Origin of the sequence: Micromonospora sediminicola, assembly GCF_900089585.1 — a bacterium.
Lineage (GTDB): Bacteria > Actinomycetota > Actinomycetes > Mycobacteriales > Micromonosporaceae > Micromonospora > Micromonospora sediminicola.
In genome coordinates this window covers 1,456,708-1,469,226 of the sequence record NZ_FLRH01000004.1, presented here as the reverse complement: position 1 = coordinate 1,469,226, position 12,519 = coordinate 1,456,708, and the positions used below count along the sequence as shown (strand labels likewise).

Below are 12,519 nucleotides of genomic sequence, written 5' to 3'. Positions count from 1 at the left end.
CGGTCGTCGCTGAACGGTTGGCCGCTCCCGTCCGTACCATCTGTCGAACGACACCGACGACGGGAGAGAACGTGAGGGTGCAGCGCAAGCACGTGTTGGCGGCGACCGTGGCGGTGGCCGCGAGCGTGGTCGTCTCGGTGGGCACCGGAATGGGTTTCGCGGAGACCGCGCCGGCCGCACGGTCGGTCTGCGCCGGGTCGGTGACCTTCTCGGCCGAGGGCGGGGCGCCGGCGGCGACCAGCGACCGGTTCCCGGTGGGCACCCGGCTGCGGGTCACCAACCTGGACAACAACAAGGTGGCGACGGTGACCGTGACCGGGCCGTCGGGCAGTTGCGTGCTGCTCAACGCCGCCGCCATGGACCTGGTCCGGGAACCGGGCAAGAACGTCGTCCGGCGCAACGTGGTGGAGCGTCTCGACGGCGTCGCCGCGCCGGCGCCCGGCGGCGGCGCGCAGCCGGGCGAGACCCGTCCGGGCAGCGCCCAGCCGATCGGCGGCAGCGTCTGCACCGGGTCGATCACGTTCTCCGCGGAGGGCGGGGCGCCGGCCGCCACCAGCGGCCAGTTCCCGGTCGGCACCCGGCTGCGGGTGACAAACCTGGACAACGGCAAGGTGGTGACCGTGGCGGTGACCGGGCCGTCGGGCAGTTGCGTGCTGCTCAACGCCGCCGCCATGGACGCGATCCGCGAGCCGGGCAAGAACCTGGTCCGCCGCAACACGGTCCAACTGCTGCGCTGAGGACGGGGTGGAGCACCACGGGCGAACCTGGGGGGACCCGCGCCCGTGGTGCGCCACGATCAGGGCCGACCGGTCAGCCGAACGCGGCGTCGAGGATGTCGAGACCCCGGGCCAACTCGTCGTCGGAGATGACCAGCGGCGGCAGGAAGCGCAGCACGTTGCCGTAGGTGCCGCAGGTCAACGTGAGCAGCCCGGCCGCGTGGCAGGCCGCCGATACCGCCGCCGTGGCGGCCGGGTCCGGCGTCAACGTGCCCGGAACGACGATCTCCACGGCCAGCATCGCGCCCCGACCACGTACCTCGGCGACGCGCGGATCCCGGTCGGCGATCGCGCGCAGCCGCTCACCCATCACCGCGCCGATCCGCCGGGCGGCGGCGGCCAGGTCCAGCTCCCGCATGGTCTCCATCGCCGCCAGCGCGGCGGCGCAGGCGATCGGGTTGCCGCCGTACGTGCCGCCGAGGCCGCCGACGTGCACCGCGTCCATCAGCTCGGCCCGCCCGGTCACCGCCGCCAGCGGCAGGCCGCCGGCGATGCCCTTGGCCAGCGTGACCAGGTCCGGCTCGACGCCCTCGTGCGCACAGGCGAACCAGTCGCCGGTGCGGCAGAAACCGGTCTGGATCTCGTCGGCGACGAACACCACCCCGGCCGCCGTCGCCCACTCGCGCAGCGCCGGCAGGAAACCCTCGGCGGGTACGACGAAACCGCCCTCGCCCTGGATCGGCTCGATCAGCAGCGCGGCCACGTTCTCCGCGCCCACCTGTTTCTCGATCATCTCGATCGACCGGGCCGCGGCGGTGGCCCCGTCCAGCCCGCCGTCGCGCAGCGGATACGACATCGGCACCCGGTAGACCTCACCGGCGAACGGCCCGAACCGGTGCTTGTACGGCATGTTCTTCGCGGTCAGCGCCATGGTCAGGTTGGTCCGGCCGTGGTAGGCGTGGTCGAACACCACCACCGCGGGCCGGCCGGTGGCGTGCCGGGCGATCTTCACCGCGTTCTCCACCGCCTCGGCGCCGGAGTTGAACAACGCCGAGCGCTTCTCGAAGCCGCCCGGGGTCAGCGCGTTGAGCTGCTCGCACACCGCCACGTACGACTCGTAGGGCGCGACCATGAAGCAGGTGTGGGTGAACCGCTCCACCTGGGCCCGAACCGCCTCGACCACCCTCGGGGCGGAGTTGCCCACGTTGGTGACCGCGATGCCGGCGGCGAAGTCGATCCACTCCCGGCCGTCCACGTCCGTGATCGTGCCGCCGCCCGCCCGGTCCACGTAGGCGGCGATCGTGCTGCCCACGCCCCGCGCCACGGCCCCGACCCGGCGCTTGTGCAACTCTTCGCTGGTGTCCATCGGGATCAGCCCTCGATGTGGTGCATGACGTGCTTGACCCGGGTGTAGTCCTCCAGGCTGTAGACCGACAGGTCCTTGCCGTGGCCGGAGTGCTTGAAGCCGCCGTGCGGCATCTCCGAGACGAACGGGATGTGCGTGTTCACCCAGACGCAGCCGAAGTCCAGCCGCCGCGTCATCCGCATGGCCCGGCCGTGGTCGCGCGTCCACACCGAGGCGGACAGGCCGTAGTCCACGCCGTTGGCCCAGCGCACCGCCTCGTCCTCGTCGGAGAACCGTTGCACGGTGATCACCGGACCGAACACCTCGTCCTGGATGATCTCGTCGGCCTGGCGGACGCCGGAGACCACGGTCGGGGCGTAGAAGAAGCCGCGATCGCCGACCCGGGACCCGCCGGTGGTGACGTTCGCGTGGTCCGGCAGCCGGTCCACGAAGCCGCTCACCCGGGCGAGCTGGTTGGCGTTGTTCAGCGGGCCGTAGAGCACGTCGGCGTCGTCCGGCGCGCCGGTGCGGGTGTTGCGGGCCTGCTCGGTCAGCGCCGCCACGAAGTCCTCGTGGATGCCCGGCCCGGTGAGCACGCGGGTCGCCGCCGTGCAGTCCTGACCGGCGTTGAAGTAGCCGCCCACCGCGATCGCCTCGGCCGCCGCCGCCACGTCCGCGTCGTCGAAGATCACCACCGGGGCCTTGCCTCCCAGCTCCAGGTGGGTCCGCTTGAGGTCCGGCGCCGCCGCGGCGGCGACCTCCATGCCCGCGCGGGTCGAGCCGGTGATCGACACGAGCTGCGGGGTCGGGTGGGAGACCAGGGTACGGCCGGTGTCGCGGTCACCGCAGACCACGTTGAACACACCCGGGGGCAGGTGCTCGGCGGCGATCTCGGCCAGCAGCAGCGTCGACACCGGCGTGGTGTCCGACGGCTTCAGCACCACCGCGTTACCGGCCGCCAGCGCCGGGGCGATCTTCCAGACCGCCATCATCAGCGGGTAGTTCCAGGGTGTCACCTGGGCGCAGACGCCGATCGGCTCGCGCCGCACGTACGAGGTGTGCCCGGCCAGGTACTCGCCGGCCGAACGCCCCTCCAGCAGGCGGGCCGCCCCCGCGAAGAAGCGCAGCTCGTCCACGGCCGGCGGCAGCTCCTCGTCGGCGGTGAGCTGCCGGGGCTTGCCGGTGTTGCGGACCTCGGCGTCGACCAGCTCGGCGGCCCGGGACTCCACCGCGTCGGCGAACTTGAGCAGCGCCCGCTGCCGCTCGGCCGGCGTGGCGTCCCGCCAGGTCTCGAACGCGGCGGAGGCGGCCTTCATCGCCGCGTCCACGTCCGCCGCCCCGGACACCGGCGCCTGGGCGAAGACCTCGCCGGTGCACGGGTCGATCAGGTCGGCGTAGCCGCCGTCCACCGGGTCGACGTACTCGCCGTTGACGAAGTTGCGCAGCTGCTGCTGGTCGCTCATCAGAAGTCTCCGAGAGGGGTGGCCGGGAGGAGGGTCAGCGGAGGTTATCGCTATCTGACTGCCATCTTGGCTACTGAATCCGAGGCAGACAAGGGTTTGAGCAACTGTTTCCGCGCGGGCGTCCGTGGTCTACGCTGCCGAGCGTGGAGCCGAGAGCCTTCTATGTCGCCGGCCGCCCCGCCCACGGCGAGCAGGAGTTGACCGTCACCCACCCGTACGACGGGCAGCCGGTGGGGCGTACCACTCTCGCCACGGCCGACCAGGTCGAGGCCGCCGTCGCGGGCGCCGCCCGGGTTGCCGCGCAGGCCGCGGCTCTGCCCGCGCACACCCGCGCCGCCGCCCTGGACCACGTGTCCCGCCGGCTCGCCGAACGGGCCGACGAGGTCGCCGCGCTGATCACCGCCGAGAACGGCAAGCCGGTCAAGTGGGCGAAGGCGGAGGTGGGGCGCGCGATCTCCACGTTCCGCTGGGCCGCCGAGGAGGCCCGACGCTTCTCCGGCGAGCTGCAACGCCTCGACACCGACCCCGCCGCCACCGGGCGGATCGCCCTGATCCGGCGCGCGCCGCGCGGACCGGTGCTCGGCATCACCCCGTTCAACTTCCCGCTCAACCTGGTCGCCCACAAGGTCGCCCCGGCGCTCGCCGTCGGCGCCCCGATCGTCGTCAAACCGGCCCCGGCCACCCCGCTCACCGCGTTGCTGCTCGGCGAGATCCTGGCCGAGACCGACCTGCCCGAGGGCATGTTCTCGGTGCTGCCGCTGCCCAACGAGCGCGCCGCCGACCTGGTCGCCGACCCCCGGCTGCCGGTGGTCTCGTTCACCGGCTCCGGGCCGGTCGGCGCCGCGATCCGCCGCGCCGCCCCGGACAAGCACGTCACCCTGGAACTGGGCGGCAACGCCGCCGCGGTCATCTGCGAGGACTGGTCGGCGGACGAGGACCTGACCTTCGCCGCCCACCGGATCGCCACGTTCTCCAACTACCAGGCCGGGCAGTCGTGCATCGCGGTGCAGCGCGTCTACGTGCACGAATGGCTCTACGACAGTTTCCTGCCCCGGCTCGTCGCCGCCGTCGAGGAGTTGCGCACCGGCGACCCCCGCGCCGAGGCGACCGACGTCGGCCCGCTGGTGTCCGTCGAGGCGGCGCAGCGCGTCGAGGCGTGGGTGGACGAGGCGGTCGCCGCCGGGGCCACCATCGAGGTGGGCGGCCGGCGCGACGGCGCCACCTATCCGCCGACGGTGCTCAGCGGCGTGCCCGCCGACGCGAAGGTCTGCGCCGAGGAGGTGTTCGGGCCGGTGCTGGTGGTCACCCCGGTCGCTGACGACGGGGCCGCGTTCGCCGCGGTCAACGACTCCGCGTACGGGCTCCAGGCCGGCGTGTTCACCCACCGGATGGACGTGGCGTTCACCGCCGCCCGGACGCTGGAGGTCGGCGGCGTGATCATCGGCGACGTGCCGTCCTACCGGGCCGACCAGATGCCGTACGGGGGCGTGAAGGGCTCCGGGGTCGGGCGGGAGGGGCTGCGCAGCGCCATGGAGGACTACACCGAGCAGCGCGTCACGGTGCTCACCGGGGTCGAGTTGTAGGACCGGTCACCAGGTGCCGTCGTCGCGGACGCGGGGGGCGGCGCGGCCGAGCAGCAGGGTGGTGAGAGCGGCGTCGACGTCCGCGCCGAGGAACCACTCGCCGGCCTGGTCCAGGGCGAAGACCCGGCCGTGCTCGTCGACGGCGAGGATGCTCTCCTGGCGTTCGCTGCCGAGGGGGAAGAGACGGGCGCCGAGGACCGCGCCGAAGTCGGCGAGGGTGTCGGCGGTGTGGGCGGCACGCAGCGGATTTGTCGTGAACCGGCTGATCCACGCCTCTTCGCCGGGCCCTCGCCGTCGGCTGAGGACGGCCGGGAACGCGGTGAGCGCCTCGTGGGCGGCCCGGAAGGCCTCGTGGCGGTGGCGCTGACCCGCGACTTCCGCGGTCTCCGCGATCGCACCCATGGCGAGGGCCTCGTTGAACATGCTGATCTGCCACCCGCCGTCGAGGAGGGCGTCCGCCACCTCGTCCGGGAACCGCCCCGGGGCGATGTGCTCCTGCGGCTCCGGGCGCCACTCCTCGACGAACGCGAGGTCGGACCAGGGTAGGACCGCGAATCGGACCAGGAACCGGACGCAGGAGTCGCATGGCAGATCGGCGCGACCACCCGTGGGGTCACCCGGCTCGCGGCTGCGATAGAACTCGATCCGGCCGGTGCCGAGAAGCTCGCGGGCCTCGTCGATGGTCAGGGGCGGAAGCCCGTCGGCGGCGCGGCGGTGGTCATGGTCGTGCAGCGCGTCGGAGACGACGATCATCTCGGCGTGCCGCTCCCCGCCGCGCACCAGGTGGCCCGGGGGCAGTTCGTCCAGGTAGGCCCGCACGAGCGGATGGTGCCGCAGTTCGACGTCGCCCTTCGCGCCCTGCGCGACGTGCAGCCGGCCGTCCAGCGTGAGGTGCGCCGCCGCTCCCGGTGTGGGCAGCCGGACCAGTTCGCGGAGCAGTTGCGCGGCCGGGTCGACGGTGCGGGGAGCGCGGGGCTCGGCCGGCCGGCGTTGCCGGTACATCTGCTCGACCGCGACCGCCGGGATCCGGGGCCAGGTGGACACCTCGCCGGTCTCCTTGTCGATGACCGTGGTCGGCAGGTCGCCGGGCAGGGCCCGGGCGTCGGTGGACACGGTGGAGAGCACGACGTAACCCAGGTCGAACTCCTCGACCACCGGAGTGCAGGGGAAGCCCAGGCGGTCGGAGTCACGCCGGGCCCACACGGAGGCGATCTGCTCGGCCTGCTGTCGCTCGATCACCACCTGAAATTACCGGACCCCACGGATTTCGTGGCACCCGGTATGGTCGGCCCTACCCACGGTGACGGAAGGGATTCGGCGGTGGCTGAGAGTGCGGACCGGGATGCGAACCGTGCGCTGCGCACGCGCTTCGACGAGGTGTACGGCCAATACCAGCGACTCCGGTCCGGTCTGGAGGAACTTCAGTCCAAACTGGCCGAGTTGCGGGTGACCGAACGCTCCGACGACGGTCGGGTCACCGCGGTGGTGGGGGCGCGAGGCGAGCTGATCAGCGTCGAGGTGAGCCCCGCGGTGTTCCACGACCGGGATGCCCGAGCCCTGAGCCGCAAGATCACTGAAACGGTACTGCGGGCGTCCGCGTCCGCGACCAGCGCCACCCGCGAGCTGGTCGCCCGCTACCTGCCGCCCGGTTCGCCGTCGGTCGAGTTCCTCCACACCCACGACTTCGGTGCGCTGCTCGGCCGGGCCGACACCGTGCTGTCGCGTGGGGACTGACCGGTGGCCGGGGGAGAGATCTGGCTGGACCCGGACCGGGCCCGTCGCGGTGGTGCCGACCTGAGCCTCGCCGGCAAGGCCGTGGCCGGGGCCCGCCGGGAGACCGGCGACCCGATCGCCGCGGCGAGTGCCCAACGGCCGTGGGGGCGGGACGACATCGGCGCCGCTTTCGACAAGCACTACCAGCGCTACGCCGAGACGCTGCTGCGCGCGTGGGAGCTTCTCGGCCGGTCACTCGAAGGGATCGGGTCGGACGTGGTGCGCTCGGTCGCCGCCACCGTGGAGACAGACCTGAGCAATGCCCGTGACCTCGGCAAGATCCCGCACCAGAGGCACGACCCGCACCGGCCCTGGCGCTGACCACCGGAGGATCCGCGCGTGAGCATGCTGCCCAGCCCGATCCCGCACCCGCTCGACTACTGCCCCTGGGACCTGCCCGGCTGGATCTACGAGGCGCTCGACTGGGTGGTCGGCGTCGAATGGCCGGAGGGCGACGAGCGTGCCGTCTGGGACCTGGCCGACCAGTGGTACGGCGTGGCCGGCGTCCTGGCCGGGCCGCGTGACGACGCCACCACCGCCGCCGGCGAGGTGAAGAGCGGGTACGGCGGCGTCGGCCTGGTGGCGCAGGCGTTCGACACGGCCTGGCACCGGGTGGCCGGGGGCGAGGACGCCCCGCTGCACGTCCTGGTGTCGGCCACCGACGAGATGGGTCGGCTGGTCGACTCCTGCGGCTGCGACATCGAGGGCGCGAAGCTGGAAGCCTGGATCGAGCTGGGCATCCTGGTCGTGGAGCTGCTGTCCCTTGCGGTCGTCACCGTCCTCACCGCGGGTGCCGCGTCACCGGCGGCCGGTGCCGCGATCACGGCCACCCGGATGGCCGTGCAGCAGATCTTCAGGCGACTGGTGGCCGATCTGGCCCGCAAGGCGGTCCGGGAGGGCCTGAAGGAGGCGGGTGAACGGGCCGCCAAGGAGGTCGCGAAGAGCGGCGCCAAGGGCCTCGCGCGGCGGGCGGCGCTCGGCGGTCTCGTGGAGGCAGGGCAGGAGGCGAGCACCAGCCTCGCGACCCAGGCCTACCAGAACTCCACCGGCCGCCGCGACGGCCTGGACCTCGCCGACGTGGGCACGTCGGGGCTCGGCGGCTTCGCCGGCGGCGCCGCCGCGCCCCTGGCCGGTCTGGGGCGGCACGCCAGCGGTCGGTTCGCCGAGATCGGGGAGCGCTTCGGACGGGAGATGGCCGGGGAGAGCCTCGCGGAGACCGCCGCCGGCCTCGCCACCGGCCACGGGCCGTCCTTGGAGGATCTGGCACGCGCCGCCGCCTCCGGGGCGACCGGCTCGGCCACCGGGCAGGCCGACACCGCGCTGCACCACCGGCTCGACGCGAAGTTGGGCGGATTCACGGCGCCACCCGTGGGCTTCGACGTGCCACCGCCACCCGACCCGGTGGGGCTGGTGCCGAGCCAGCGGACACCCGAACCGTCCCCGTCGGGCTGGGGTGGCGATCAGGCGGTCAGCCACCAACGGACGAACCCGGAGGCGGTGACGCCGCCCCTGGCCGATGCCGCGCCGTCCCGGGCCCTGACCGTCGCGGACGCCGAGGCGGTCGTGTCGGCAGAACCGGCGGGCCCGCCACCGGACATGACCGCCCGGCCACCGTCTCATCCGGCCGACCACGCGTCACCGAGCGTCCCGACCAGCGACTCGGCGCGCCCGGCCGTCGCGACGAGCCCGACGCTCTCCTCGGTCGCGGTGGAGGTGCCCGCCGCCGGCTCGTCGGTCACCGCTGCGACCGAGCTGCGAACCGGCCCGCCTCCAGCGGCGGTCGACGTGAGTGGTCCGTCCCCCGCTGCGCCGGTGCACGCGGCGGCGGCGCCGACGACGTTGTCCCCGCTACCGCCACCGCCACCGGCGGCTGACGCCGCGCACCCCGCCGCGCCGTCGGCGCTGGACCGTCCGGGCCCGGGAGTCGGTGGCGCACACCCCGGTTCCTTGCCGGCCCCACCGGTTCACCCGCAGGTCGGGCCGCACCCGGCCACGCCCGGTGCCTGGCCGGATCCCCGGCCGGTGCCGAATCCACGCTTCCCGTTGCTGGAGTCGTTGGCGCCACCGCGTCCCACCGCTGATTCCCCGATGCCTGGCCCCGGTCCGTTCGACGCGCACCCCCCGCATCGCGAGACTCCCCAGCAGCGGGCCGCGCGCGTGGCGGCCGACCGCGAGGGTCTGGACCGACGGCGTTACCAGGGCTATCTGCAATCGCAGCGGACCCTGCACGAGGAGAACAGGCGCCACGCGCAGATCAAGGAGTTGCGGGACCTAGCCGAGCAGCACTACGAGGCGGCGCGTTGGCTCCTGGCCCGTGGACACGAGCTTCGCCTGGCTGGTCAGCATCACCTTGCCGATCAGCATGTGCGGGAGGGCCGCCTGCGGGAACGCCTGCACTACCGGGCGGTCGACGAGGCCGAGGCGGTGCGCGCCGGCCAACGCCTGCCGGAGCGGGTGATGGTCGAGGACGACCTCGACTTCTACCGGATCAACGACGACGTGGCCGACCTGGCCCTCGGCGCGGTGGAGACGCCCGACCACTCCGCGCTCACCGGCAACCGCCATCCTCCTTCGGTCGACCAGTCCCGCCCCTACGGCATTCGTGGTGGTCTCCGGCCCCCGCTCGCCCTGCACCAGACGGACCTCGAACGGCAGATGCCGCGCAACCCGGACGGCAGCGTGGTGCGCACCGCCGACCCCCGGCGTGGCGGATGGTTCCGGTTGGCGAACGACGGCGGGCCGAGCGCGGACGCCACGCGGGGCATCAACTGCCTCGACTGCACACTCTCGTTCTACGACACCTGGATGCACGCCCGGCCGCGGGTCGCCGCTCCGCGTACGTTCGACGGCTACCTGGCGGGAGACGTCCGCCGCCCGGTGGGCGGCGAGGTGGACGGCCCGTTGCGGGTCGAGGAGACGACCGGCGGACGCTTCCAGAACCTGACCGCGCCCGGTCGGCCGGGCGTCACCGGTGCGGCCCGGCGGACGCTGGTCGAGGGCGGCTACCGGGACCTGCACGCGCAGTTGGCGGCGGGGGGCCACGGCAGCTACGCGTTCCTCATCACCAGCTTCGAGGGTGGCGGCTCGCACGCCTGGGTGGCGCTGAACCAGAACGGCACAGTCCTCTATCTGGACCCGCAGACGGGCGCGGTGGCCGACCAACCGCTCTACCGGCACGGCGGTACGCCGTTCGCCGGCAACGTGGTCGGCGTCGACGCGCTGGTGCTCGGCCCGGACGGCCGTCCGATGCCGCTCGCCGGCCGGCCGCCCGGCACTTTCAACGTCCTGCCCGAGCCCTCGCCCCGGCCGGCGCCGCCACGCCCGCCGGACCCACCGCCGTCCGACGGCGGGAACCCACCCGACTTCAACCGGGTCCACCTGCTCGGCGAGTCCACCACCTTCCACCGCTCGACCGACACCTCGCCGCCCGGCAGCGCGCCACCGGTCGAGCCGGATCCGGCTGACATCCGTCGGGCGCACCGGGAGGCACACGCGGCCCGCTTCGCCGCCGGGATCTACGTCCGGGACGCGCTGGCGACGAGCGGCAGCCTGGACGACGCGTTCGCCGTCGGGGTGACGCCGTTGGAGTTGGCCCAGCACGCCGACGGGCCGACGCTACGACGGCTGGTGCCGGGGTTGGAGGAGAGCGCGGCCGCCGACCTGAAGCGGCTGTTCGCGGACCCGCGCGTGCAGCGGATGCTCGACCAGAGTTGGGAGGCGCCGCCGCGGCGGGAGGAGTTGCTGGCCGAGACGCTGGTACGGCAGCTCGCGGAGCGGCCCGACCTGGTCCGGATGATGCTCGCGACGCCCACACTCGCCAATTCCCTGACCGCGCGTCCGGTCACGCTGCATCACCTGGCAAGCCACCAGAAGGCGATCGACGTCCTGGACGACGTCCTGCATGAGATTCGTGGGCGTGGCGCCGAAGCCGTCTCCGCGGCTCCCACACCTCCGATCGAACCGACGCCCCTGACACCGGCGCAGATCAGCGTGAGCGAGCGATTCGAGGCTGAGCGCCCTGTGGCCCTTCAACCGGGTTTCGACAGAGCGCGTTCTGTCGACTCGCGTTACCAGAAGCAGTATCTGGATCAGCTCTATCGGGCGGCGTCGATAGCGCAGGGCGAGCTGGACTCGTTGGGACGTGAGTTGGCGGAGCGGTCGGCGAACGGGGCCGAGTACAAGCCGCGGCCCGGCCCCAAGGACCGTGTACGAGCCGAGGACAAGATCGCGCGGAGCGGCGGAAATGCCGCCCGCCTCCGGGACCTCGCCGCGGGCAGGGTGTCGTACCAGACACTGAACGATCTCTACGCAGGCTTGGCGAGTCTGGGCACCGATCCCCGTGTTCAGATAGCGGACTTCGAGGATCGATTCCGCAAACCCCAGGACAGCGGCTATCGAGACATCCAGTTCTCGCTGCGAACCTCAACCGGGCACATCGCCGAGTTCCGACTTCACCTTGCAGCCATGGACGACGTTGCGGAATGGGAGCATTCGTTGTTCGAGGTGTGGCGTGACCTGGAGGCGGTGTCCGGGAGTGAGCGACGTACCCTCTCCGTCGAGGAGGCGGCGATCCGGAAGGGCATCGCTCAGCGGCAGCGCGAACACTTCTGGGCTGCCCTCCAGTCGAGCATGAGTGGTGGGCAGAGATGACGGAAGCGGCGAACAGCCTCGGCCTTGCCGGCTACTACGACTACTACGACAACCCCGTCAAGATCGTTCCGACGGCTGACGGTGGACTCGCTGCCTGGCGGCTGGACCGTGGCACCGGCGGCTGGCGCCCCGCCAATGACATCATCGACGAAATCATCTTCGCCACGGGTGGGGAGATCTTCGTGCGTTCGGCCGACCGCTTCGTGCAACGAGTCGAAGAAGAGCGCGGGCTGAGTCTCCGGGGCGAGGGCCCGGTCTTCGCACTCTACGAGACCGTGGCTGCCATCGCCCAGCAGGCCATCGCCGAGAACCGGGCCTACACGCCGGAAGAGGCGGCGCTGATCAAGGGCATCCGGCGGCGGACCTTCGTGATGTTCGAGGAGCAACTCCAGCGGGCCGGTGACCCGGGCGCCGACCCGACCATCGCCTCGACCAACCCCTGAGACGTGACGGATCACCCCCGCTCCGACGGTTCCCCTGAAGGGGAGCGGAGCCTGCTCATGACCCACCTGGAGCACCAGCGCCTCACCCTGGAACTCGCCTGCGCCGGGCTCGCCCCGGAACAGCTCGCCCGCCGGTCGGTGCCGCCGTCGACGATGTCGCTGCTCGGTCTGGTCCGACACCTCGCCGAGCTGGAGCGGCACTGGTTCCGCCGCACGTTGGCCGGCAAGGACGTGGCGCGGATCTGGCCCACCGGCGATCCGGACGAGCCCTTCACCGGCGCTATCGCCGAGCCGGCCGTGGTCGAAAAGGCCTGGGCGGCGTGGCGGGCCGAGGTTGCGTTCGCCGAGCGGTACGTGGCCGCCGCGCCGAACCTGGAGGTGAGGGGTCACCGGGGGGACCGGATCGTGACGTTGCGGGAGGTGTTGGTGCACGCGATCGGGGAGTACGCCCGGCACAACGGGCACGCCGACCTGCTCCGTGAGCGGATCGACGGGCGTCGGGTCCGGTGACGACTCGGACGTCGCGGTGGACCGAGCCCGGGGCGC

At 72.7% G+C, this 12,519-nt stretch carries 10 protein-coding genes; 7 read left to right on the top strand and 3 right to left on the bottom strand.

What is annotated here, in order from left to right; genetic code table 11:
* Positions 1 to 71 precede the first annotated feature (71 nt).
* Complete coding sequence (locus tag GA0070622_RS28415) at positions 72 to 737, top strand: RlpA-like double-psi beta-barrel domain-containing protein (RefSeq protein WP_091581682.1); 666 nt, start codon at positions 72 to 74, stop codon at positions 735 to 737.
* A gap of 73 nt (positions 738 to 810) precedes the next feature.
* Here the strand turns inward: GA0070622_RS28415 and gabT are convergent, their stop codons facing one another.
* Complete coding sequence (gene gabT, locus GA0070622_RS28410) at positions 811 to 2,082, bottom strand: 4-aminobutyrate--2-oxoglutarate transaminase (protein ID WP_091581677.1); 1,272 nt, start codon at positions 2,080 to 2,082, stop codon at positions 811 to 813.
* Positions 2,083 to 2,087: 5 nt separating this feature from the next.
* Positions 2,088 to 3,524: a gamma-aminobutyraldehyde dehydrogenase gene (locus tag GA0070622_RS28405; RefSeq protein WP_091581674.1), complete on the bottom strand. Its 1,437-nt coding sequence runs from the start codon at positions 3,522 to 3,524 to the stop codon at positions 2,088 to 2,090.
* Between the two features lie 143 nt (positions 3,525 to 3,667).
* Between GA0070622_RS28405 and GA0070622_RS28400 the strand changes: the two genes are divergently transcribed.
* On the top strand, positions 3,668 to 5,107 hold the full coding sequence (locus tag GA0070622_RS28400) for an aldehyde dehydrogenase family protein (RefSeq protein WP_091581672.1): 1,440 nt from the start codon (positions 3,668 to 3,670) through the stop codon (positions 5,105 to 5,107).
* Positions 5,108 to 5,113: 6 nt separating this feature from the next.
* Here the strand turns inward: GA0070622_RS28400 and GA0070622_RS28395 are convergent, their stop codons facing one another.
* A complete protein-coding gene (locus tag GA0070622_RS28395; RefSeq protein ID WP_091581668.1) occupies positions 5,114 to 6,349 on the bottom strand; it encodes an SUKH-3 domain-containing protein in 1,236 nt (411 codons plus the stop codon).
* 78 nt (positions 6,350 to 6,427) lie between these two features.
* Here GA0070622_RS28395 and GA0070622_RS28390 point away from each other — a divergent pair, with 78 nt between their 5' ends.
* Genes GA0070622_RS28390 through GA0070622_RS28370 form a run of 5 tightly spaced genes read left to right on the top strand, consistent with a single transcriptional unit; the run spans position 6,428 to position 12,483 of the window.
* Entirely contained in the window at positions 6,428 to 6,841 is a 414-nt protein-coding gene (locus GA0070622_RS28390; protein WP_091581663.1) for a YbaB/EbfC family nucleoid-associated protein, read from the top strand.
* A 3-nt stretch (positions 6,842 to 6,844) separates the two neighbouring features.
* A complete protein-coding gene (locus GA0070622_RS28385) occupies positions 6,845 to 7,201 on the top strand; it encodes a hypothetical protein (RefSeq protein WP_091581659.1) in 357 nt (118 codons plus the stop codon).
* A gap of 24 nt (positions 7,202 to 7,225) precedes the next feature.
* Complete coding sequence (locus tag GA0070622_RS28380) at positions 7,226 to 11,530, top strand: toxin glutamine deamidase domain-containing protein (RefSeq protein WP_245666982.1); 4,305 nt, start codon at positions 7,226 to 7,228, stop codon at positions 11,528 to 11,530.
* Positions 11,527 to 11,973, top strand: a complete 447-nt coding sequence (locus tag GA0070622_RS28375) for a hypothetical protein (RefSeq protein ID WP_091581650.1) — start codon at positions 11,527 to 11,529, stop codon at positions 11,971 to 11,973. The genes GA0070622_RS28380 and GA0070622_RS28375 overlap by 4 nt, the downstream gene beginning before the upstream one ends.
* 57 nt (positions 11,974 to 12,030) lie before the next feature.
* The gene (locus GA0070622_RS28370; protein WP_091581646.1) at positions 12,031 to 12,483 is read left to right on the top strand and encodes a DinB family protein; all 453 of its coding nucleotides are present in this window, start codon (positions 12,031 to 12,033) and stop codon (positions 12,481 to 12,483) included.
* Positions 12,484 to 12,519: the final 36 nt, after the last annotated feature.